The sequence below is a fragment of the Ensifer sp. ENS11 genome (assembly GCF_014851895.1).
GTDB lineage: Bacteria > Pseudomonadota > Alphaproteobacteria > Rhizobiales > Rhizobiaceae > Ensifer > Ensifer canadensis.
Map to the genome: position 1 here is coordinate 153,409 of NZ_JACVAN010000013.1, position 21,581 is coordinate 174,989.

Below are 21,581 nucleotides of genomic sequence, written 5' to 3' on the forward strand. Positions count from 1 at the left end.
GACGTAAGCTTCGAGATGACAAATGAGAAGGAAGCGGCGGCGCGCCTCAGAGTGAAGCCGTGATACCGCCGTCGACATAGAGCACGTGTCCGTTGACAAAGGAGGAGGCGTCCGAAGACAAGAAGATGCAGGCGCCGACGAGTTCTTCGACCTTACCCCAGCGGCCGGCGGGCGTGCGCTTTTCCAGCCAGGCGGAAAAGGTCGGATCAGCGACGAGTGCGGCGTTCAGCGGCGTGTCGAAATAGCCCGGTGCGATCGCGTTGCATTGCAGACCGTACTTCGCCCAGTCGGTCGCCATGCCTTTGGTCAGGTTACCGACCGCGCCCTTGGTGGCCGTATAGGGTGCAATGCCAGGGCGAGCGAGCGCTGTCTGCACGCTGGCGATGTTGATGATCTTGCCGGAACCGCGCTTTATCATGTGGCGGGCAACCGCCTGACCGACGTTGAAGACGGTCGAAACATTGGTCTTCAAGAGCCGCTCGAAGGCATCAGCCGGAAAGTCTTCCAGCGGCGTGCGGTGCTGCATTCCGGCATTGTTGACGAGGATGTCGATTGCGCCGACTTCCGCCTCGAAGGTGTCAATGGCCACCCGCACCGCATCATGATCCGTGGCGTCGAAGGCAAGTGTATGCCTTGCCCCGAGGCTTTTGGCGGCCGCCTTCAGCTTTTCCTCGTCGCGCCCATTGAGGATGACCTCGGCGCCTGCCTCGGCCAGGCCCCGCGCAAGCGCAAAGCCGATGCCCTGCGAGGAGCCCGTGACGAGGGCGCGTTTGCCTGACAGGTCGAAGAGTTGGATGCTCATGTTTCCTCCCGAAGCGGTCTGTCGCTTCGCATATCAGCTAAACTCGATCTGCGCTTTCATCGATTGCCCCTTGTCGGAGGCAATCTCGAAGGCCTTGAGTGCATCCGACAGCGCCAGTGTGTGGGTGATCAACGACTTGACGTCAATCAGGCCACCCTGCATCAGCTTCACGGCAACGGCGAATTCCTCGGAACCGGAAGGAGCCCCACAGGTCCAGTTCCTTCGCCGTGATCGTCATCATCGGAATGCTATGTCTGCGTCGGTTTCGACACCCAGCGGTGTGGAGCCTCCATCCACCACGCCGAGCACGCCGCGGCCCAGCTCAGTTTGCGCGACGATCACCTGCGGTGAGACCAATGAGGCTGAGCTTCTGCGTCGAGGTCATTCCGGCTTCGATCTCGGTTCGGATGGAGCTCGAAGCAGGCCAGTATCGAGTCACGCTGGTGCGGGCTGTTCACGCTTGTGAATGGCATTCGTTGACTACGTCCATATGCTCTCCGGCGTAAGGATGTCGAACGGGACGATGCGCTGTTCGATGGAGGGCGTGTCCCGGCGCTCGATCAATCGCAGCATGACATCGATGAGTTCCCCCGGCATCTTGTCGAGGGGATGGCACAACGACGCTGTGATCAGGCCTTCGCTCAACCCTTTGCGTGTTTCGGGTCCCACGTCGCTGCAGACGATGCGAATCTTGCCCTGCCGCTCTGGCGGGAGCTCGCGCATGGCGCGCAACACGCCCGAAATACCGCCGCCGTTGACGAAAATGCCCTTGATCTCAGGTTCCTGCGCAATCAAACCCCGTACGATCTCATAGGCGTTTTCAGGCACCTCGTGTGTAAGAAGCGTGTCGCTGACCTGAAAAGCCGGAGCGTTCTCTCGCATATATGACCGAAAACTGGCATCAGCGATGTCCTGGCACTGGTAGCGGTTGCTACCAACCAGAGGAAACACCTTTCCGGGCTCATCGGCCGTCTGGCTGATAAACCAGGCAGCTGTCCTTCCTCTTTTCCAATTGTCGGTGCCGACAAAGCCAGCGCGGCTCGCGGCCGACAAATCGGTAACATATGCAACCACGGGAACACCCTTGCCACGCAACTCGTCAATTGCCTGGCTTACCAGGGGGTGATCCGCTGTTATGATTGCGACGGCATCTGCAGTCTGACCAATCTGCAGCAGGTTCGCAGAGACCGCTTCCGGAGATAAATCGTCTTCAAATATGACCTCCGGTTCGATGACGGCGTCGATCCTTCTCTGGGCTGCCGCTTTAAGCCCCTCGGCCCATAACTGATAAAGCGGTCTGTGCGACTGCTGCATGAGAAAACTGAACCGGCGATGAGGCAGGTTATCTTGTTTGCGCTGTCGCAACGCGCCTAAGCCGTAAAATCCAATCTTGTCCGCGGCCTGGAGGATTCGGTCGACCGTATCATCCCGCACGGTCCCTGTTCCGTGCAGAAGCCTATTGACCGTTGAAAGGCTGACACCGGCGGTATTCGCCAGATCAGATATTGTCGGTCTGTTCATCTGCGTCCTCGCATGTGTCATCCGTGAATGGAATGTTTTGGAACATTATATACTTCGACATGTCAATGCAATTTCATTTTGGCATCTCGCGGGCTATAGATCAAACGCATTCAGTCCTTCGGGACGACGGGAAACGGGAGGAGAAGTTATGAAGGGAATTAAGCGATTTTGCGCAGGGTTGCTCGCAACCGCGGTCGTTGCATTCACTGTGCCATCGGCTATGGCAGCCAATATTGCCGTGGTTGGCGGCAAGAACGACGACGCATTCTGGAATCTCATCAAGAAGGGCGTTGATGATGCGCGGCTGGTCGTCGAGGCCAACGGCGGCAAGGTAAACTACCTGCGTCTTCAGACTTACGACAACTTCGCTCCTGACGTCGTGCAGCTCATTCAGACGGCAATCAGCCAGAAGGCCGATGGTCTGGTCATTCCGAACTGGGTTCCCGAGGGCGAGGATCCGGCAATCAAGGAAGCGGTCGCGGCCGGCATCAAGGTCATCTTGATGAATGCCGGTGGGATCGACAAGGCCAAGGAACTCGGTGCCATCAACTATGTCGGCTCCGATGAATATCTCGCGGGCGTCGCTGGCGGCGAATACTTCTTCAAGAATGGCAAAAAGAACGTGCTCTGCGTGAACACGGTACCGGGAGCCGCCAATCTCGAGGCGCGCTGCAAGGGCGTCATCGACGGTATTACCAAAGCAGGCGGTGTCGGCAAGCAACTGCCATTGCCGGCAACGAGCTTCGGCGACGCCACCGCTGTGGCCGAAGCCATCAAGGCGACGCTCCTTCAAGACGCCACGATCGACAGCGTCATCACGATCTCGGCTGGCGACGCCGACTCGGCCGCGATCGGTATTCAACAAGCCGGAAAGACCGAAACCGCGCTTCTCGGAACCTTCGATCTTAACCAGTCGGGCCTCGATCGCATCAAGGGCGGTACGCAAGGTTTCGCAATCGACCAACAGCCCTACCTCCAGTCGCTCCTAGCCGTAACGCTCTTGGCTTCTGCAATAGACTTCGGAACTGATCTTCCGACGTCCCCAGTGCTCACCGGTCCGAGCATCGTCGATAAGTCCAACATCGACGCAACGTTGACCGGCGTCTCGAAAGGCGCGCGCTGACCGCGAATTAATGTTTCACGTCGATCCCTGACGCGTTGTCGGCGGATCGGCGGGTGCATTCGCTAGCGCTGGTCTCGATCAGCTCGTTCAGCCTGCCGCCAACTCTGGGAGTGAATTACGTGAAAAACTTGTTCTTGGGCGATCTTATACGACGCCCCGAATCCGGCGCCGTTCTCGGCCTGGTTTTCGTGCTCATCTTCTTCGTAGTCTTCGGAAGCATCGAGTTCCTGAAGCCTGCCGGTGCTGCAAGCTGGCTCAATGTTGCGGCTAACCTTGGTATCATTGCATTCCCTGTCGGGTTGCTGATGATTTCCGGCGAACTTGATATTTCCATCGGTGCGATGATCCCTGCGGGCGCGCTCACGGTGGCGATTATCTCCGGTCACTACGACATGCCGATCTGGCTGGGCATTGTGGGGGCGTTGAGCCTCGGCTTGGTGATTGGCCTGATCAACGGCTTTCTCGTCATTCGGACTGCTGTGCCATCGCTCATCGTGACATTAGGCACACTGTTTGCCGTACAGGGCTTGATTTTGGGCTTTTCCGTGCTGCTGACGGGGACAACAAGCGTAGCACTCGGTCCAGCTGAGTCCGGCGCAATCGCAAAATCGATCTTCGGCTCCTTTGTCGGCGGCAGCTTCCAGGTGACTATTTTCTGGTGGATCGCGCTGACGGCATTTTACATCTTCTACGTCCACTTTTCGCCTTTCGGGAACTGGGTTTTCGCCATGGGCGGCGACCGCGTCAGCGCACGGAACGCCGGTATTCCGACGGACAAGCTTACAGTGACACTTTTTGTGCTTTCATCGGTAAGCGCAGCCTTCATCGGAATGTGTCAGGCCATCCTCTTCAATGTTGCGCAGGTATCTGCGGGCATGACCTTTATCTTCAATTCCATCATCGCGGTTGTGGTTGGCGGAGTTCTGCTAACGGGTGGCTTTGGTTCGATCGTCGGGATTTTCCTCGGCACGGTCACATTCGCGATCGTCAACCAGGGGATCTATTTCACGACTTTTGATCGTAATTGGTCGAGCTTGATTATCGGCGTCATGCTGCTGCTGGCCGTGTTGATGAACAACACGTTCCGCATCATGGCACTGACCTATTCACCGAAGAAGAAGAAGGGAGGCCAACAATGAGCATTCCAATTCTTGAGCTCAGGAACGTCAACAAGTCTTTTGGTCCAATCGACGTCCTCCATGACATCTCGCTTAAGGTCCATGCAGGTGAGGTTCTATGCCTCCTTGGCGACAACGGTGCTGGCAAATCCACCCTCATCAAGACGCTGGCAGGTGTTTACAAACCCAATACCGGCGAGGTTCTGATGGATGGAAAGCCGGTCGACTTCCAAGGGCCGCGTGACGCCCAACAGATGGGCATCTCGACTGTCCACCAGTTCGGCGGAACCTTTCCCCTGATGAGCATTGGTCGCTCTTTTTTCATCGGAGCAGAGCCCACAAAGGGCTTCTGGCCCTTCAAAATATACGATCGTAAAAAGGCCAACGCAATTGCGGTTAAGGCTGTACAGGAATTCGGCATAACGCGCATCGATGACGGCGATCGGCTGATCGGCGGATTGTCTGGCGGGGAGCGTCAGTCGCTGGCCATCGCCCGCGCAGTCCACTTCGGCGCGCGCGTCTTGATCCTGGACGAACCGACAGCAGCCCTCGGCGTCAAGCAGGCTTCCCACGTCCTGCGTATCGTCCTGGAAGCGAAAAAGCGCGGCATTGCCGTGATTTTCATCACACACCAGGTGACGCATGCCATGGCCGTCGGTGACCACTTTGCTGTCCTCATCCGTGGAGCGGTCGCGGCGAACTTCCAAAAGGGAGAGAAGACGCGCGAAGAGATCACCGACCTCATGGCAGGTGGCGAGGCGCTGGCGAACCTGGGTGCCGAAGTCGAAAACTATATGGCGGCACATGAGGGTCATCCTCCACCGGTGACGGCCAACTGATCAAACAGGGAGGAAGACCCATGAAAATTGCACTTGACCCTTTCATGCATCGACATCTGTCGCTGGAGGACTTGCCGGCGAAAGTTCGTGAGCTTGGATACGAGTGGATAGAGCTATCTCCACGAGCAGATTTCCTTGAATGGTTCAAGGCGCCGCGCGTGTTTCCTGAACGGATAAAGTCCTTCAAGAAGGCATTGAAGGATGCTGATGTCGGGATTGCGTCAATCCTGCCGATGTATCGCTGGGCTTCCAACGATGAGAACGAGCGGCAGGCCGCCGTCAAACACTGGAAGCGCGCTATCGAGATCGCGGTGGAGATGGAAGTCGACACCATGAATTCCGAATTCGGTCGCGGACCGCATCCCGACAAGGGGTCATGCTACTGCTGCCACACCGGTTCGATGATCGAAGCCTGCGAGGACGCATGGTGGCGTTCCATGGAAGAACTGGTGCCGATCTTCGAACGCGAAGGCATCCAGCTCAATGTCGAGCCGCATCCGGAAGACTGGTGCGAGACGCTTCAGCCGGCGCTTGATATCATCCGCACGGTCAACTCGAAGAACGTCAAGTTCCTCTACTGCGCACCGCACACCTTCTATTTCGGTGACGATACCAAGGCGATGCTGAGGGAAGCGAAGGATGTGCTTGCGCATGTGCATGTCGGCGACACCTTCAATCACAAGGCAAGCTCGGGCCTTCGCTACATCCTCAATCCGCCCGGCACCCAGGCGCGGGTGCACCAGCATCTCAACATCGGCCAGGGCGAGGTGCCTTGGGACGATTTCTTCGGCACGCTCGCGGAAATCGGCTTCGACGGCATCATGACCTCCTGTGTGTTCGCGTGGGAGGACAGGGCGGATGAATCCGGACGGTTCATGTGCAACGAGATGCAGAACTACGTTGAGAAATATCGGAAGCCGTAGTCGGAGCTAAAAGGTCTGCACCCTCACTTCTTCGAAAGCGGGTGCTCAGCCAAATAGCAAACGCGCGAAAGCGCACACAATTTGACGAGAGATTTGCAGCAGTGCCGGCTCCCAACCGCCGGACGGCGAAGCTGTGCCATGAAAACCGGCATCGGGCCGAGGAGATATGAAATGATCAATGGTGAAAAGAAGACTGAACGGCCGTTGCGCTGGGGTATGGTCGGTGGCGGCCGTACCGGACAAGTGGGCTACAAACACCGCACCGGCGCACTGCGTGACGGCACCTATCGACTGGTAGCCGGCGCTTTTGACCTCGAAGCCGCTCGGGGCCGTGATTTTGGCGTCAACCTAGGCGTAAAGGCGGACCGGTGCTACGCTGACTACAAGGAACTGATAGCGAAGGAGACGGCACGCGAAGATGGCGTCGAGGTCGTTTCAATAGCGACCCCGAACTTCACGCATTACGAAATCACCAAGGCTTGCCTCGAAGCCGGCATCCACGTCATTTGCGAAAAGCCGTTGTTCTTTACGGTCGCTGAATGCGAGCAAATCGAGAAGCTGGCCAACGAGAGAGGCTTGATCGTTGGCGTGACCTACGGCTTCACGGGACATCCGCTGGTGCATCAGATGGCGGCGATGGTCGCCAAGGGCATGCTGGGCGACATCCGCATCGTCGATCTTCAATATACGCATGGCTTCAATGCGGGTGACGACGTCGGCGCACCGGAAGCCGTGAAGTGGCGAACCAATCCCAAGACGGCCGGCCCGACCTTTGTTCTCGGCGATATCGGAACGCATCTCTACTATCTTTCCGAAGTCGTGCTGCCGGATCTCAAGATCGAGAAGCTACTTTGCGATCGCAAGGCCTTCATCCCAAGCCGGGCACCGCTGGAAGATCATGCGACGGTTCTGATGCACTACGACAATGGTGCACGCGGACGTCTTTGGGTGTCATCCGTCAATGCCGGCAACATGGGGTCGCAACGTTACCGGTTCGTCGGCTCCAAGGCCTCGATCGAATGGTCCGACTCACATCCTGACCAGCTGCTCTATGACATTCAGGGTGAGCCCAACCGCATCCTGCATCACGGCATGCCCTATCTCGAAGCTGAGAGCCTCGCAGCCGACCGTATGGGCGCCTTGCATACGGAGGGTCTCGGGGACAGCTGGTCGAACATCTATCTCTGGATCGCTCAGGCCATCGACGCGAAGAACCGCGGCGACGAGGCTTTCCTGAAGGCCCATCGCTACCCGGGCATCAAGGCCGGAACCGAAGGCGTGCGCTGGCTGGAAAATTGCGTCCGCTCGGCGGATGCCGGCGCCGCCTGGGTCGACTTCAAATAGTTCCACCTCGGGGGCGCGTCGCACTTCCTCCCGGACGCGTCCCCAATTTTCTTGAACACTCGAAGGCCAGAAATCATGAAACTTTCTATATGCACCGACGTGATGGGCGACCTGTCCTTTACAGACATGCTCGACAAATGCGTAAAGCTTGGCGTTGAAGGCATCGAAATGACCGGCGGCGGCTGGTCTCGCGCGCCCCATTTCCGCGCCGACGAGCTGCTCGCCGACGAGGGCCTGCTCAAGTCCAAGCTGAAGGAAATCGAGGCACGCGGCCTTGAGATTGCCGCGCTGAATTGCTCGGCGAATCCGCTGGACCCCGGCGATATGGGTAAGCGTCACCGCAAGGAGATGGAGCAGACGATCCGACTTGCTGGTGAGATCGGCGTCAAGACCATCGTCACAATGTCCGGCCTGCCGGAAGCCGCTCCTGGCGACATGGTTCCGAACTGGCTGGTTTATACTAAGAGCTGGCCCGATGAGATGCCAGAGCGCGATCGCTACCAGTGGGAAGACCGTGCCTTTCCGCTCTGGCACGACCTTGTGAAGCTCGCCAAGGAAGTCGGCGTGGAAAAGTACGCCCTGGAGAATTTCTCGGCGATGCTCGTCTGGAATCCGGAGACGCTGTTCCGTCTGCGCAACGAGGTCGGCCCTACCGTCGGCATGAATCTCGATCCCAGCCATCTCTTCTGGAAGGGCGCCGACCCGATCGTCTCGGCGCGCGCGCTCGGAAGCGCGATCCATCATTGCCACGGCAAGGACACGCGCATCGAGCGCGGGCTTGCCGACGTCAACGGCCTCTTGGAACTCAAGGATGTCACGGACGTGGCCAACCGCACGTGGAACTATGTCGCCGTCGGAGCCGGACATGATCTGCAATGGTGGAAGGAATTCTTCTCCGTTGTTCGCATGGTTGGCTACAACGGGTGGGTAAGCCTCGAAATGGAAGATTTCACCATGTCGACGGATGCCGGCATCCAATCGTCCATCGACGCGCTTCAGGCCACGATCAGCCGATGACAGGACCGTACAAGTTCATCGTCACGATCGAGCTTGCTCCGGGGACGCGGGATGAAATTCTCGCCCGCGCCCCGGCGGCACAATCAGCGACGAGAGCTGAAAACGGTTGTCTTTCCTTTGACTGCTTTACCTGCACGGACAATCCGAACCGGCTGGTCTTTATCGAGTGCTGGAGAGATGAGCAGGCTTATGCGGAACACCTGCTAAGGGAGCATACGCAGCGCTTCCTCGAGTCTTACGAACCATTCCACCGTTCATTTACCTTCGAGACAATCATGGCGAACACCTGATGCGCAATTCTATCACTATAACAACTGCGCCCTGCTGCTGGGGGGTCGATGATGTCAATAATCCGCATCTTCCTGCCTGGGAAAAGGTGCTCGACGAGGCGAAGGCGGCCGGTTTCGGCGGGTTGGAGCTCGGACCCTATGGTTACTTGCCGTTGGATCTCGGGCAGGTTTCCAAAGCGCTCGACAAACGCGACTTAAAGATCGTCGCCGGTACAATTTTCGACGACCTTGTCTCCCCGTCGAACCGAGACAATCTTCTGCGCCAGACGGACGAAATCTGCGCGCTGATCACCCAGTTACCGAAGCCTGAAACGCATTCCGGTCAACGCTATGCGGCGCCCTATCTCACCGTGATGGATTGGGGGCATGATGAGCGCGACTATGCGGCGGGCCATTCTGATCGGGCACCCCGTCTCGGCGAAGGCGCATGGCAGGGCATGATCGACAATATCCGTGCCGTCGCGACGCTCGCGCGGGACAAATACGGCGTGCGTGCAACCATCCATCCTCATGCGGGTGGATATATTGAGTTCGCCGATGAGCTGCGGCGAGTTGTAGACGACATCCCTGCCGATCTCGCAGGACTCTGCCTGGACACCGGCCATATGGCCTATTCCGACATGGATCCTGTCACCACGCTTCGGCACTACTGGGATCGCGTCGATTACATCCATTTCAAGGACATCCACACCAAGGTCTATGCGGAGGTTATGAAAGAGCACATCCGCTTCTTCGATGCCTGTGCCAAGGGCGTCATGTGCCCGATAGGTCGCGGATCGATCGACTACCAGTCCGTCCGCGCGCTTCTGACCGAACTCGGTTACGGCGGCTACATCACCATCGAACAAGAGCGCGATCCGCGCAATATGGCCAGCATTCTCGATGATCTGGCAGCCAGCCGGGCCTTCCTGGCGCGCGCCGGATTCTGAGGAGGGAGATCCGAAATGAAACCACTCGACGTTATTACGATTGGCCGTTCCTCTGTCGATCTTTACGGTCTCCAGGTGGGTGGCCGACTGGAAGACATGGGCTCGTTCAATAAATACATCGGCGGCTCCCCCACGAACATTGCCTGCGGAGCAGCCAGGCTCGGCCTGAAATCCGGGTTGATCACGCGTGTCGGCAACGAGCACATGGGTCGCTTCATCCGTGAACAATTGGTACGTGAAGGTGTGGATGTTGCTGGCGTCGTCACCGATCCGGAGTGTTTGACCGCACTCGTCTTGCTCGGCATACGCGACGAAGACACGTTTCCCCTGATCTTCTACCGCGAAAATTGCGCGGACATGGCGCTTTGCGAAAGCGACATCCGGCAGGACTACATAGCCTCGGCACGCGCTGTCGTCGTAACAGGTACGCATTTGTCGAATCCTCGCACCGAGGCTGCTGTTCTCAAGGCGCTCGGCTTCGCGCGAGATAGCGGTGCCAAGACCGCGCTCGATATCGACTACCGGCCCAATCTGTGGGGCGTGGCGGGTCATGGTGACGGTGAAAGTCGTTTTGTCGCCAGCCGTGAGGTCACCGAAAAACTTCAGTCGACATTGCATTTCTTCGATTTGATTGTTGGTACCGAAGAGGAATTCCATATCGCGGGTGGGGCGACCGACACTGTCGCGGCCCTGAGGGCAGTCCGTGCGGTGGCGTCTGCCACACTTGTCCTGAAGCGAGGCGCCAAAGGGGCTGTCGCTTTTGAGGGCGACATCCCTAACAGTCTGGACGATGGAATCTCGGGGGAAGGTTTCCCGATCGAGGTCTTCAACGTCCTTGGCGCTGGCGACGGCTTCTTCTCCGGCCTATTGAAGGGCTGGCTCGATGGGGAAGGCTGGTCGACTTCTCTCAAATACGCCAATGCATGCGGCGCGTTTGCTGTCTCGCGGCACGGCTGCACACCCGCCTATCCGTCATTGACGGAGCTGGAGTTTTTCCTGCAACGAGGTATCCGGCGAGCAGATCTGCGCAACGATACGACCGTCGAGCAAATCCATTGGTCCACCAATCGCCATCGCAATCACGGCGAAGACTGGCGGGACTACCGGGTATTCGCCTTCGACCATCGAATCCAGCTCGAGCAAATCCCAGGCTACACATTGGAACGAGGCGGCGCCTTCAAGGAGCTCTGCCTTCAGGCCGCGCTTCAAGTCCAGGCTGGCCGGCTCGGCTATGGCATCCTTTGCGATAACCGCATCGGCAAAAAGGCCCTGCACGCGGCCTCGGGAAGCGGCCTTTGGATTGGGCGGCCCTGTGAATGGCCTGGGTCCCGCCCACTGACGCTGGAGCCCGAGCTCGGCAGCGATTACGGCGGCTTAAGCGAATGGGCACGCGACAATGTTGTGAAGGTATTGTGCTTCTGCCATCCTGATGACGATGCCCAGACGCGCGCCGACCAGGAAGCAACCGTCAAACGATTGTTCGAGGCCTCACGGCGCAACAATTTGGAGTTCCTGCTGGAAATTATCCCGTCAAAGGTCGGGCCGGTCAACGACGAGACGACCGCTATACTCATCCAGCAGTTCTACGACATCGGCGTTTTCCCTGACTGGTGGAAACTTGAGCCGATGACAACGTCTGCGGCATGGTCAAATACGATAGCCGCAATCGAACAGAATGACCGATACACCCGCGGAATTGTCGTGCTTGGCCTTGATGCTCCAGAGGCGGAGCTCGTTGCGAGTTTTGAGGTGGCGGCGAGTTTCGAGCTTGTGCGTGGATTTGCCGTCGGGCGAACCATCTTTGGCGATGTCGCGCGCGCCTGGATGAAGGACGAGATCGAAGACGCGGCCGCCGTCGAGGAGATGGCGAAGCGTTATGGGCGCCTGGCGTCGATCTGGGATAAGGCGCGGTTAGCCGCGCGGGAGAAGGCAGCATGACAAAGACAATCAAGCTTACGGCAGCACAGGCGCTCGTAAAGTGGCTTTCGGTGCAGATGACAGAAGACGGCGAGCGCTTCATTGAAGGCGTTTGGGCAATCTTCGGCCACGGAAACGTGGCAGGTCTCGGCGAAGCCCTGCATGGCATTGGGGATGCCCTGCCGACATGGCGTGGCCAGAACGAGCAGACAATGGCGCATGCTGCCATCGCTTACGCCAAGACCAAGCGGCGAAAGCGCGCCCATGCTGTGACCTCGTCCATCGGACCGGGAGCCACCAACCTGGTGACGGCGGCCGCGCTTGCGCATGTCAACCGTCTGCCGGTGTTGTTCATTCCCGGTGATGTCTTTGCAAATCGCCGGCCGGACCCTGTCCTCCAGCAGATCGAGGACTTCGACGACGGCACGATCAGCGCTAACGATGCCTTCAAGCCCGTCGTCAGATATTTCGATCGTATTGCTCGACCGGAACATCTTCTGACTGCGCTTCCACGGGCGCTTTCTGTCATGACCGATCCTGCAAACTGCGGTCCCGTTTGCCTCGCGTTCTGCCAGGACGTACAGGCAGATGCCTTCGACTATCCGGAAAATTTCTTCGAGCCGAAGGTCTGGCGCATCCGCCGTCCCGAGCCCGATCCGCGCGAGGTTGAGGACGTCGCAACCTTAATCCGTGCCGCCAAGAACCCGGTGATCATCTCTGGTGGCGGCGTTCTTTATTCGGATGCAGACGATACGCTGGCGGCCTTCGCCAGACAGCACAATATTCCTTTCGTCGAAACGCAAGCGGGGAAGGGCGGTAACGCCTGGACCGATGAGTTCAACTTCGGATCTCCGGGGGTTACCGGCTCGGAATGCGCCAACCGTCTATGCGGAAACGCGGATCTCGTGATTGGTGTTGGCACGCGCTTTCAGGATTTCACCACCGGATCCTGGGCGCTTTTCAAGAACAACGGACGAAAGCTCATCTCGATCAACCTTCACGGTTACGATGCGACGAAGCACAGTGCGGCTCCTGTCGTCGGTGATGCGCGCGTCACGCTGGAGAAACTCTCCGCTCTTCTTGGAGATCACAGAGCGCGGGAGTTCGACGCCGGCTCTCGCAGCCGTTGGCATGAATCTGTCAAGACCGTCACGGCGGCGCCCGCAACCGGTGGAACGAACCATCTTCCAACCGATGCGCAGGTGATCGGCGCCGTCCAAAGGGTTGCTACCGACGAAACCGTGGTCATGTGCGCTGCCGGCACGATGCCTGGTGCCCTGCAGGTTCTCTGGCAGTCCGCGAAGGACGGCTACCATATGGAATACGGCTATTCCTGCATGGGCTACGAGGTGGCCGGCGCCATGGGTATCAAGCTGGCTGCTCCGAACAAGGAGGTTATCTGCTTCGTTGGCGACGGTTCCTACATGATGGCGAATTCGGAACTGGCCACGGCCGTCATGCGTCGTGTCCCGTTCACGGTGGTCCTGACCGACAATCGTGGTTACGGCTGCATCAATCGCCTACAGATCGAGTGCGGTGGAGCCGAATTCAACAACATGTACAAGGACAGCAATATCGAAGACATGCCTGAGCTGGACTTCGTCGGCCATGCCCGCTCGATGGGTGCCCACGCAGAAAAGGCAGCAGACATTGCCGACCTCGAGAGGAAAATCGTCGAAGCGCGTTCGCGTACGAAACCGACGGTGATTGTGATCGATACAGATGCCGTTCCTGGCACAGGGGCGGGTGGTCACTGGTGGGATGTCGCGGTGCCCCAGGCCGGCGGTCCTGAACGCCTTGAGCGTGCGCGTGAGCACTATAACCAGAATGCGCGCGATCAGCGGACGTTCAACTAAGGAGCACCGGCATGGTTGACCTTCTGCGAAAGCCATTCGGCACCCATGGCAAGGTCCACGAGATCACGCCGCAGTCCGCAGGTTGGCGATACGTCGGTTTCTCGCTCTATCGTCTGCGACAGGGCGAGGTAGCGGACGGTAAGACGGCAGACCGGGAGGTCATCCTGGTAATGGTTGAAGGGAAAGCCAAGCTATCCGCGGCGGGGCAGGATTGGGGTCTCCTCGGCGACCGCATGAACGTCTTCGAGAAGACGCCGCCGCATTGCCTTTATGTGCCGAACGGCAATGAGTGGAAGGCCGCGGCTGAGACCGATTGTATCATCGCCATATGTTCAGCACCTGGCATAGGCGGCCACTCCGCGCGCCGGATCGGTCCGGACGGAATCTCGCTGACTGCGCGCGGCAAGGGCACGAATACCCGCCACATAAACAACATCGCCATGGAGAACGAGGACTATTGCGACAGCCTCCTCGTGACGGAAGTCTTCACGCCAGCCGGGCACTGGTCGTCCTATCCAAGCCACCGCCACGATGAGGACGACTTTCCGCGGATCACCTATCTCGAAGAAACCTATTATCACCGCCTCAACCCCGCGTCCGGGTTCGGAATACAGCGCGTTTACACCGATGACGGCCGGCTCGACGAGACGATGGCGGTCAAGGACGGCGACGTCGTCCTCGTTCCGCGCGGCCATCATCCTTGCGGCGCGCCCTACGGCTTCGAAATGTATTATCTCAACGTTATGGCCGGACCGCTGCGCAAATGGCGCTTCGTTCCCGCTCCAGAGGTCGAGTGGATCATGGAGCGCGATGCGAAGTGATCAAAAGAGCGCTCAATCAGAAAACTGCACCGCACCTGTCTTATGAAGCGTTCCTTGACTTGGCCAAGACGCTTGGTTGTGTGGGTGTGGAACCTCGCAACGATCTTGGTCGAGGCCTCTTCGACGGGATTTCTCCTCCTGAAGCCGGAGCTATGGCCCGGGAGAGAGGCCTGAGGCTTTTGGGGCTCAGCGAGGTCTATCCCTTCAACGATTGGTCGGCGGAAAGAGCGCATGCCATAGAAGCGCTTATCGATGCCGCCGCCGAAAGCGGTGCGGAGACCTTCAGCTTGATCCCGCGTGTCGACGGAAAATACACTGAAGACGGTGCGCGGCAAAAAGTTCTGTGCAGAGTCATGCGCGAGATTCTCCCGATGCTCGACGGCCATAACCTGTTGGCTCTGATCGAGCCGATTGGCTTTGCATCCTCGTCACTAAAGGAAAAGGTGGAACTCGTTGAAGCCATTGAAGCTGTGGGCGGGCTAACGAAGTTCAAGCTCGTGCACGACACCTTCCAGCATGTAATCGCTGGTGGCGGACGGATTTATCCTGAATATACCGCGACGGTTCACATTTCGGGAATATCCGATCCGCAGCGCAAACTAGACGAGACGCTTGACGCGCACCGCATCCTTGTTGATCGCGGCGACCGCTGCGGAACCCTCGATCAGATCTCCGCCTTTCTGGAGGCAGGGTATCAGGGGCCATTTTCATTCGAATGCACCAGTCCGAGGGTTCAAGAGAGCGCAACCCTCGAAGACGACATACGGCGATCGTTCGAATTTATCGAGGCCTCCTTCGCTTCCACCTAGAGGAAATCGCCGGATACCTGACTAGCTCCATAGGGCGTTCGGCCGATGAAGTTGCTCTGCTGCTGGACGCTGCCCATGATGCGATCGTCCAGTGGCGTGCCACAGGGCGACCGCTACCAGATAGTATCGAAATATCAGCATAAGCGCCCTCGACACCGGGCTCGATATCCCGCGCAAAACTTGGCGACTCTTGTTGCCACCATGCTCATTAGACGTGTAAGCGGTGCGCCGCTCGCACCTTGTCAGTAAATATTGGACTCGAAAATACGCAGCCTTGAAGGGCATGGAAATTACCAACAGACGACCGCACGACTCAGGTAAATTGCCTGAACGAATGTCATACGCGAGGCTGCTCTGGGCCAAGGTTACAACAGTGGAAGTGGACGATTTAGCACCACGTCCTTATTACGAGCGTCGATGCAAGACGCTGGACACCTGGCATGCCCGACAGTCGGTCGTCGTAGAGCTTTTGGAACGTTACCAGGTCATAGGTTACAACGTGGAGCATGTAATCTGGCTCTCCAAACAGCCTTTGGGCTTGAACAACCTCCGGTATCAGACGCGTAGCAGCCTCAAACGCCAAAACAGTCTCTCGGTCCCCAGCCCGGAGAGTTGCGAAGACGATAGCTGAGAAGTTCAGACCGACGGCGACGGTATCCACTTGCACCCTGTAGCCTCGGATAACGACGCGTCGGCCGATCTCGTAGTCGCAACCGGCTTCGCGACCGAAGCTTTGGTTTTGGAGATGGGTTGCTGACGGACATGGGAACGGGGAGCCGGGCAATGGAAAGTCTGCGCCTAAATGACCCATTGCTCAGGAAAGCGGTTCGCCAACTGCTGGATACCGAATATAAACGCGCCACAGTAATTCTGCTGAAAAGCAGGCGCGCGTTGAAACTCCTAGCCGCCCGTTTATCGCAAAACCTCGAACTCAGCGCGGAAGAAGTCCGCGAGGCCTGCGTGCAGGTCTCAGGTCCAAAAACGAGCCGCAATTGTAGACGGAGTACTAAGCATGAAGATTTGGGTCATCTCCGACCTGCATCTCGAGTTCGGAGCCCGCTTCGCACAACCGGCTGATCTCGACGCCGATGTGCTGGTTTGTCCCGGCGACTTACTGACGCGCGGCGTTGTCCCGAGCATCGAATGGCTGGCCCATAATATCGATCCTTCGCTTCCAATTGTCTTTGTCGCCGGCAATCACGAGTTTTACGGAGCTTCGATCCACGAAGGTCTCAGGGATGCTCGCGAAGTCGCCAGCCGCCATCCCAACCTTCACTTTCTCGAAAATGACGCGGTCGATATCTCGGGCGTTCGGTTCATCGGCGGCACCTTGTGGACCGACTTCCGTATCCTCGGCGGCGATCCGCAAATTGCAATGACGGCAGCCCAGTCCGGCATGAACGATTTTCGAAAGGTCAAGTTCGCGAAGGTCCCATTCCAAAGATTCAAGCCGATCCACGCCTACCGGAAACATATGGAAACGCGAGCGTTTCTCGCGTCCGAAATGGAGAGTGCGCGGATAGGAAAGACCGTGGTCGTCACGCATCATGCTCCATCGGCGCTCTCTATCTCACCGGAGTTTCGGAACGACCCGCTCTCTCCCTGCTATGCGTCTGATCTCGAGAAGCTCATTGTTGGCGTGGAGCCGGCGCTGTGGATTCATGGTCATGTCCATCACCGGAACGACTATGCCATCGGACGCTGCCAGGTCGTCTCGAACCCGCGAGGATATCCGGGCGAGGGGACGAACTTCGATCCGGCCTTCACTTTGGAGATTTAAGGCTTGGTGCTTTATCGCGACATTCATGACAGATTTGGTATTATTATCCTTTTCCAAGGTTCGCATGGCGGCGATAAGGACGGGAGACGTCCGCTCAGCGGCCGCATCGAGCTTTTTCAGACGTCCTAAATGAACCGTTCCCATGCGCTTTATGATCCGGCTTAGCGCTCGTGCCGGCGGCAGTCAGCCAGCGTCCGGGTCCCAACGTCTTCCATCAGGTGCACTAAGTCGGGCTTTACAGCGAAGCCAGAGCCAATGCCGCCTTAAAATAATCCGCCATAAAAGCAGGCCCCAAAGCGTTGAAAACTCCCGATTTCGCGAGTTGCGGAAGAACCAGGGTTCTCGTTGCGGATACTATCGGTCCGTCTGGGAAAAGTTGGAGTTCGTTTTACATCTGCTCAGTTTCGGATCGCGATTCAGAAAAGTTCCAAAGAGTGCGGTTTCGGCTTTGTAGCTGAGTGAGTGAGTGACCAACATTCTATGCTTGGCATGGGTTCGCGGGCAGGGACGGTCAATCAGAGGTGTTGCGCATCGCATTTCGCCCCGTTTGTTGGTAAGCGGGTAGGCCATCCCACGTAGCGCGGTATCGAAAGATCGCTCATTTTCGGCATGAATCATGCGGAGAAACCTATGAGCGACAGTGTGAATCAGGCTCGTGCCTTTGAGGTTCTGACGGCGACACCAATACGGACGAGGCGCACGCCACGAGATTGGCCGGATGCTGAGAAGGCACGGCTGATTGCGGAGACAATGCTGCCGGGGGCGAATGTATCAGCGATCGCCCGCGCTGAGGGGCTAGATCCCTCGCAGCTTTACGGCTGGCGTCGCAAGGCATTGGCCTCGGGATCGGTGGTGCCCCTTTCGAAAGAGGCTAATGAAAGGGTTAGTTTCGCGCGCGTCGAAGCTGTTGCAAGTTCACCGGTGGAGATCGTCATGGGTGACGTCGTGGTGCGCGTGGCCGGAGATATCGAGCCGGATCATCTTGCCAAGATCCTACGGGCGGTGCGCAAGGCATGATTGCGTCTGGCGTTGTCGTTTACGTCTCCTGCCAGCCGGTCGACTTTCGCAAGGGGGCGGCCTCGTTGATGGCTTTGGTCAGGGATGGCGGTCTCGATCCTTTCAATAGCGCCCTTTACGTGTTCCGTTCCAAGCGGAAGGACCGTGTCCGGATCGTGTGGTGGGATGGCAGCGGGGTCTGTCTCTATTCGAAAGTTATCGAAGGAAACGGCTTTTGCTGGCCGGCAGCGACGGCGGCGCGCATCCGTCTGGATCATGCCCAGCTCATGGCCCTACTGGCCGGAATGGATTGGAAAAAGATCCGCCCGGCGACAATCAGGAGGCCGCTTTCGACGGGCTGAACCCCTCCAAGAAATCCCACGCATGTTACTGTAAACGCTAGGAAAAGATCATTATTTGTGATCTACTTCCTGCAATGACGTTCTCTGCTTCGGACCTTCCTGACGACGTTGATGCACTCAAGGCGATGATCGTCGCCATGAGCGCAGAAGGCGCCGCTGCCCGAGCGGAGATCACCCGGCTTGAGGCGCTCAAGAAGGATACGGACGAGCGGATAGCCACTCTCACTGCGATTGTGAAAGTGCTTGAGCGGGCTCAGAAAGGCACGCGCTCGGAACGGCTGCGACTGGGGATCAACGACGATCAGATCGACTTTGCGTTCGAGGAAGTCGAGACCGGCCTGGCAGCGATCGACAGCGAGCTCGACCAGTCACGGAAAGACAAGCAGAAGCGGGAAGCACGCCCGCGCAAGGGCTTTGCCGCCCATCTCGAGCGCATCGAGGAGGTCATCGAGCCTGAAATCCCCGAAGAATGCCGAGGTCTGGAAAAGGTTTTGATTGGCGAAGACCGATCCGAGCGGCTCGATGTCATCCCACCGAAGTTTAGGGTCATCGTTACCCGCCGGCCGAAATACGCATTCAGAGGGCGTGACGGTGTGCTGCAGGCTCTAGCGCCTGGCCATTCATCGAAGCCGGGCTGCCGAGCGAACGGCTCCTGGCTTACATCGCCGTGTCCAAATATGCCGACGGCCTTCCGCTCTACCGTCAGGAAACAATCTACCTGCGCGATAGCGTGACGCTGAGCCGCTCCTTGATGGCTCAATGGATGGGACATCTCGGCTTCGAGCTCAAGATCCTGGCCGATTACATCCTGGAGAAAATCAAGGCAGGTGAAAGGGTCTTTGCCGACGAAACGACATTGCCGACCCTGGTGCCTGGTTCGGGAAAAACAATGACGGCATGGCTGTGGGCCTATGCACGTGATGATCGGCCGTTCGGGGGATCAGGGCCACCAATGGTCGCCTATAGATTTGAAGACAGCAGAGGTGGGCGCTGTGTGGCCCGTCACCTGAGCGGCTTCAACGGCATTCTCCAGGTTGATGGGCACGGCGCCTATACGAGCATGGTCAAAGAGCAGGTCAAGGCCGGCAGCAACGAAACCATCACGTTGGCCGGGTGCTGGGCGCATGTCAGGCGCAAATTCTACGAACTGCATATCGGTGGTATCAATCACGCCGCGACAGCCTCGGTGAAGGCGATGAGCGAGTTGTGGAAGGTCGAGGACGAGATCCGGGGAAAGGATGCCAACCTCCGTGCTGCCGCACGACAAGAGCGGTCTGCGGCCATTGTCGCCAACCTTTTTGACATCTGGGAAAAGGAGCTGGCGAAGGTCTCTGGCAAGTCCAAAACCGCGGAAGCGATCCGCTATGCAATGACTCGCCGACAATCTCTGGAACGCTTTCTCGGTGACGGCCGCATCGAGATCGACTCCAATATCGTCGAGCGCGCAATCCGTCCCCAAACGATCACACGGAAGAATAGTCTATTTGCCGGAAGCGAAGGCGGTGGCAACACATGGGCCACGATCGCCACGCTTTTGCAGACAGCTAAAATGAACAACGTCGATCCGCTCGCCTGGCTGACACAGACCTTAGTTCGCATGGCCAACGGATGGCCCGCGCAGGATATCGACGCTCTGATGCCGTGGAACTTCGAGTCGAGCGTGGTCGGCTAACCGCTTACGTTTGTTGCTTTTCATCGTAGATTGAATCGCAACAGGAGCGATGATGTTGCGAAGCCCTATGCGATCTTGTGCTGCGTCTGAACGATCCCGGAGAACGAGCCCGCGCAACGCATTCTCACGGCAGCTCTCGGCCGTCGGTCATATGGATGTGGAGGCACGCGCAATGACGTAAGTGACGGCTTGGTCCAGTGACACTGCCAAGGTGTCAAGGATATCGCACCCACTCGCTTTCGCCTCTCGTCTCAGATAATTCGCCCAGCTGCGCAATCGTGGTCTTGCCCGACCCAGAAGCTCCAATCAAAATAGCGACAGGCATGGTGCGTCCTTCTCCTTCCTGATGCCACGAGAGCAATCCAGCGACGACCTACATCACATCATCAGGCTGCGAATTCGCCGCAATTGGCGCAAAGCGTCCCCTAAGCGACCGTTCCAATTCGTCCTCATGCCAAGGATCAGGATACGGCACTTCCCAAACCATGCGCCGCAACGCTCGGGGGCTTAGTCCGCTGTATCCCAACTGCTCAAGCCGTAAGATAAGTAAACATGCGTCCGTCTGAATGACCAAACGTGCCGAAGTGTTCACTTGATGTAAAACCACCAGCATTGCCGCGTAGGTCTTAAATCCAAATGAGGCAGCCACCGCTTCATCCGCATGCGATGACCTAATACTCGCGTATCGCGTTCGCAAAGCCTTTTTAAGCGCTGCAACATTGGAAAGAGTAAACTTTACTGGCTGGTGGAACATCAGACGATCCGTTGTCCTGGCCGAAGTCTGCCGATTACACTTCGACCTCTATGGACAGGGTCGTCGTCGATTGAGAATTCGCCTTTCAACCCGGCAGCAGGTTCGGATAGGCATCCAGAACAGCAGCATAATGGCCGTTCCATTGGCGATCAAGAACAGTCTGAACTTGGCAAGGGATTGGTATTTGACTGTGGATTTTCCGTCAAAATCCGAAGTGAAGAGCGGTATTTCTCGCCAAGCTCGTCGGCGCTGCGGCAACTATTTCGTTGATCAGATCGCGGTCACCGACAAGCACGACGGTCTCAATGCCACTCCCTGAAGCGCGGGACACCAGATGGCGCAACGCTGGCCATGCCTGTGAGTGTCGGCGGTATCGATGATGAACTGAGATTGATTGGCATAGAGACCCGCCATCAGTGGACGGATGCAACCTTCCATACCCATGCCAAAAAGCAACAGCGATAACCGCTCGTTACCGAGGAAATCCACAACGGCGTAAACGGCGGTTTAAATCGAAAAAACAACACTCACAAAACCGCTCGGGTGTTCCATAACAAAGCTTACGCGACTTTCGTGTGTAGCCGCAAAGTTGAAGTGTCCTGATCCTGCAAAGTAAGAATGTCACTCTCCCCGGGTTTTGATGACCTGGGAGATTGCGGATGGGATTGATTGCGATGAGCGAGCGTGACCTGCAGCGGATTGAGGTCT

At 57.7% G+C, this 21,581-nt stretch carries 20 protein-coding genes and 3 pseudogenes; 17 read left to right on the forward strand and 6 right to left on the reverse strand.

Annotation, left to right across the window (positions count from 1 at the left end; translation table 11 throughout):
* Positions 1–46 precede the first annotated feature (46 nt).
* From IB264_RS22850 to IB264_RS22865, 4 genes and pseudogenes are all read right to left on the reverse strand, one after another.
* Positions 47–802, reverse strand: coding sequence for an SDR family oxidoreductase (locus IB264_RS22850; RefSeq protein WP_025431345.1), 756 nt, complete (start codon positions 800–802; stop codon positions 47–49).
* A gap of 33 nt (positions 803–835) precedes the next feature.
* A pseudogene (locus tag IB264_RS22855) lies at positions 836–1,052 on the reverse strand (L-idonate 5-dehydrogenase); the annotation flags it as partial.
* Positions 1,040–1,147 (reverse strand): annotated as a pseudogene (locus tag IB264_RS22860) (adenosine-specific kinase); the annotation flags it as partial. The pseudogenes IB264_RS22855 and IB264_RS22860, both read right to left, overlap by 13 nt.
* A gap of 135 nt (positions 1,148–1,282) precedes the next feature.
* Complete coding sequence (locus IB264_RS22865) at positions 1,283–2,323, reverse strand: LacI family DNA-binding transcriptional regulator (RefSeq protein WP_025431346.1); 1,041 nt, start codon at positions 2,321–2,323, stop codon at positions 1,283–1,285.
* A 148-nt stretch (positions 2,324–2,471) separates the two neighbouring features.
* Here IB264_RS22865 and IB264_RS22870 point away from each other — a divergent pair, with 148 nt between their 5' ends.
* The 12 genes from IB264_RS22870 to IB264_RS22925 all read left to right on the forward strand — a co-directional run bounded on the left by IB264_RS22870 (position 2,472) and on the right by IB264_RS22925 (position 15,309).
* On the forward strand, positions 2,472–3,446 hold the full coding sequence (locus tag IB264_RS22870; protein WP_025431347.1) for a substrate-binding domain-containing protein: 975 nt from the start codon (positions 2,472–2,474) through the stop codon (positions 3,444–3,446).
* Between the two features lie 119 nt (positions 3,447–3,565).
* Complete coding sequence (locus tag IB264_RS22875) at positions 3,566–4,585, forward strand: ABC transporter permease (RefSeq protein ID WP_192434188.1); 1,020 nt, start codon at positions 3,566–3,568, stop codon at positions 4,583–4,585.
* Complete coding sequence (locus tag IB264_RS22880) at positions 4,582–5,403, forward strand: ATP-binding cassette domain-containing protein (RefSeq protein ID WP_192434190.1); 822 nt, start codon at positions 4,582–4,584, stop codon at positions 5,401–5,403. The genes IB264_RS22875 and IB264_RS22880 overlap by 4 nt, the downstream gene beginning before the upstream one ends.
* Before the next feature lie 20 nt (positions 5,404–5,423).
* The gene (locus IB264_RS22885) at positions 5,424–6,326 is read left to right on the forward strand and encodes a sugar phosphate isomerase/epimerase family protein (RefSeq protein WP_192434192.1); all 903 of its coding nucleotides are present in this window, start codon (positions 5,424–5,426) and stop codon (positions 6,324–6,326) included.
* A 171-nt stretch (positions 6,327–6,497) separates the two neighbouring features.
* A complete protein-coding gene (locus tag IB264_RS22890; protein ID WP_192434194.1) occupies positions 6,498–7,670 on the forward strand; it encodes a Gfo/Idh/MocA family protein in 1,173 nt (390 codons plus the stop codon).
* 75 nt (positions 7,671–7,745) lie between these two features.
* Complete coding sequence (locus tag IB264_RS22895; RefSeq protein ID WP_025431352.1) at positions 7,746–8,687, forward strand: sugar phosphate isomerase/epimerase; 942 nt, start codon at positions 7,746–7,748, stop codon at positions 8,685–8,687.
* Positions 8,684–8,977, forward strand: a complete 294-nt coding sequence (locus tag IB264_RS22900; RefSeq protein ID WP_025431353.1) for a putative quinol monooxygenase — start codon at positions 8,684–8,686, stop codon at positions 8,975–8,977. Before IB264_RS22895 ends, IB264_RS22900 begins: the two co-directional genes overlap by 4 nt.
* Positions 8,977–9,906: a TIM barrel protein gene (locus IB264_RS22905; RefSeq protein ID WP_192434197.1), complete on the forward strand. Its 930-nt coding sequence runs from the start codon at positions 8,977–8,979 to the stop codon at positions 9,904–9,906. Before IB264_RS22900 ends, IB264_RS22905 begins: the two co-directional genes overlap by 1 nt.
* A 15-nt stretch (positions 9,907–9,921) precedes the next feature.
* Positions 9,922–11,844, forward strand: a complete 1,923-nt coding sequence (gene iolC, locus IB264_RS22910) for a 5-dehydro-2-deoxygluconokinase (protein ID WP_192434199.1) — start codon at positions 9,922–9,924, stop codon at positions 11,842–11,844.
* Entirely contained in the window at positions 11,841–13,679 is a 1,839-nt protein-coding gene (gene iolD, locus IB264_RS22915; protein ID WP_192434201.1) for a 3D-(3,5/4)-trihydroxycyclohexane-1,2-dione acylhydrolase (decyclizing), read from the forward strand. Before iolC ends, iolD begins: the two co-directional genes overlap by 4 nt.
* Before the next feature lie 11 nt (positions 13,680–13,690).
* Positions 13,691–14,500 (forward strand): 5-deoxy-glucuronate isomerase, encoded by an 810-nt coding sequence (iolB, locus tag IB264_RS22920; protein ID WP_025431357.1) that lies wholly within the window; start codon positions 13,691–13,693, stop codon positions 14,498–14,500.
* Positions 14,497–15,309 carry a TIM barrel protein gene (locus IB264_RS22925; protein WP_309141668.1) on the forward strand — a complete coding sequence of 271 codons (813 nt, stop codon included), beginning with the start codon at positions 14,497–14,499 and terminating at the stop codon, positions 15,307–15,309. The genes iolB and IB264_RS22925 overlap by 4 nt, the downstream gene beginning before the upstream one ends.
* Before the next feature lie 388 nt (positions 15,310–15,697).
* Here IB264_RS22925 and IB264_RS35635 read toward each other — a convergent pair whose 3' ends face one another.
* The gene (locus tag IB264_RS35635) at positions 15,698–16,120 is read right to left on the reverse strand and encodes an Lrp/AsnC family transcriptional regulator (RefSeq protein ID WP_128090434.1); all 423 of its coding nucleotides are present in this window, start codon (positions 16,118–16,120) and stop codon (positions 15,698–15,700) included.
* A 201-nt stretch (positions 16,121–16,321) separates the two neighbouring features.
* On the opposite strand from IB264_RS35635, the gene IB264_RS22935 reads away from it, so the two are divergent.
* From IB264_RS22935 to IB264_RS22950, 4 genes and pseudogenes are all read left to right on the forward strand, one after another.
* Entirely contained in the window at positions 16,322–17,089 is a 768-nt protein-coding gene (locus IB264_RS22935) for a metallophosphoesterase (protein WP_025431359.1), read from the forward strand.
* A gap of 630 nt (positions 17,090–17,719) precedes the next feature.
* Positions 17,720–18,106: a transposase gene (locus IB264_RS22940; RefSeq protein WP_025428956.1), complete on the forward strand. Its 387-nt coding sequence runs from the start codon at positions 17,720–17,722 to the stop codon at positions 18,104–18,106.
* Entirely contained in the window at positions 18,103–18,447 is a 345-nt protein-coding gene (gene tnpB / locus IB264_RS22945; RefSeq protein WP_037098231.1) for an IS66 family insertion sequence element accessory protein TnpB, read from the forward strand. The genes IB264_RS22940 and tnpB overlap by 4 nt, the downstream gene beginning before the upstream one ends.
* Positions 18,448–18,521: 74 nt before the next feature.
* A pseudogene (locus IB264_RS22950) lies at positions 18,522–20,119 on the forward strand (IS66 family transposase).
* 373 nt (positions 20,120–20,492) lie between these two features.
* Here the strand turns inward: IB264_RS22950 and IB264_RS22955 are convergent.
* Positions 20,493–20,873: a hypothetical protein gene (locus tag IB264_RS22955; protein WP_192434205.1), complete on the reverse strand. Its 381-nt coding sequence runs from the start codon at positions 20,871–20,873 to the stop codon at positions 20,493–20,495.
* Between the two features lie 130 nt (positions 20,874–21,003).
* Between IB264_RS22955 and IB264_RS22960 the strand changes: the two genes are divergently transcribed.
* The gene (locus tag IB264_RS22960) at positions 21,004–21,192 is read left to right on the forward strand and encodes a hypothetical protein (protein WP_192434207.1); all 189 of its coding nucleotides are present in this window, start codon (positions 21,004–21,006) and stop codon (positions 21,190–21,192) included.
* The last annotated feature ends 389 nt before the right edge of the window (positions 21,193–21,581 follow it).

What these genes read in the sequence shown, in the direction of transcription:
- IB264_RS22850 (WP_025431345.1), bottom strand. Translation starts at nt 802, where the DNA reads ATGAGCATCCAACTCTTCGACCTGTCAGGCAAACGCGCCCTCGTCACG.
- IB264_RS22865 (WP_025431346.1), bottom strand. Translation starts at nt 2,323, where the DNA reads ATGAACAGACCGACAATATCTGATCTGGCGAATACCGCCGGTGTCAGC.
- IB264_RS22870 (WP_025431347.1), top strand. Translation starts at nt 2,472, where the DNA reads ATGAAGGGAATTAAGCGATTTTGCGCAGGGTTGCTCGCAACCGCGGTC.
- IB264_RS22880 (WP_192434190.1), top strand. Translation starts at nt 4,582, where the DNA reads ATGAGCATTCCAATTCTTGAGCTCAGGAACGTCAACAAGTCTTTTGGT.
- IB264_RS22885 (WP_192434192.1), top strand. Translation starts at nt 5,424, where the DNA reads ATGAAAATTGCACTTGACCCTTTCATGCATCGACATCTGTCGCTGGAG.
- IB264_RS22890 (WP_192434194.1), top strand. Translation starts at nt 6,498, where the DNA reads ATGATCAATGGTGAAAAGAAGACTGAACGGCCGTTGCGCTGGGGTATG.
- IB264_RS22895 (WP_025431352.1), top strand. Translation starts at nt 7,746, where the DNA reads ATGAAACTTTCTATATGCACCGACGTGATGGGCGACCTGTCCTTTACA.
- IB264_RS22900 (WP_025431353.1), top strand. Translation starts at nt 8,684, where the DNA reads ATGACAGGACCGTACAAGTTCATCGTCACGATCGAGCTTGCTCCGGGG.
- IB264_RS22905 (WP_192434197.1), top strand. Translation starts at nt 8,977, where the DNA reads ATGCGCAATTCTATCACTATAACAACTGCGCCCTGCTGCTGGGGGGTC.
- iolC (WP_192434199.1), top strand. Translation starts at nt 9,922, where the DNA reads ATGAAACCACTCGACGTTATTACGATTGGCCGTTCCTCTGTCGATCTT.
- iolD (WP_192434201.1), top strand. Translation starts at nt 11,841, where the DNA reads ATGACAAAGACAATCAAGCTTACGGCAGCACAGGCGCTCGTAAAGTGG.
- iolB (WP_025431357.1), top strand. Translation starts at nt 13,691, where the DNA reads ATGGTTGACCTTCTGCGAAAGCCATTCGGCACCCATGGCAAGGTCCAC.
- IB264_RS35635 (WP_128090434.1), bottom strand. Translation starts at nt 16,120, where the DNA reads ATGGGTCATTTAGGCGCAGACTTTCCATTGCCCGGCTCCCCGTTCCCA.
- IB264_RS22935 (WP_025431359.1), top strand. Translation starts at nt 16,322, where the DNA reads ATGAAGATTTGGGTCATCTCCGACCTGCATCTCGAGTTCGGAGCCCGC.
- IB264_RS22940 (WP_025428956.1), top strand. Translation starts at nt 17,720, where the DNA reads ATGAGCGACAGTGTGAATCAGGCTCGTGCCTTTGAGGTTCTGACGGCG.
- tnpB (WP_037098231.1), top strand. Translation starts at nt 18,103, where the DNA reads ATGATTGCGTCTGGCGTTGTCGTTTACGTCTCCTGCCAGCCGGTCGAC.
- IB264_RS22955 (WP_192434205.1), bottom strand. Translation starts at nt 20,873, where the DNA reads ATGTTCCACCAGCCAGTAAAGTTTACTCTTTCCAATGTTGCAGCGCTT.
- IB264_RS22960 (WP_192434207.1), top strand. Translation starts at nt 21,004, where the DNA reads ATGGCCGTTCCATTGGCGATCAAGAACAGTCTGAACTTGGCAAGGGAT.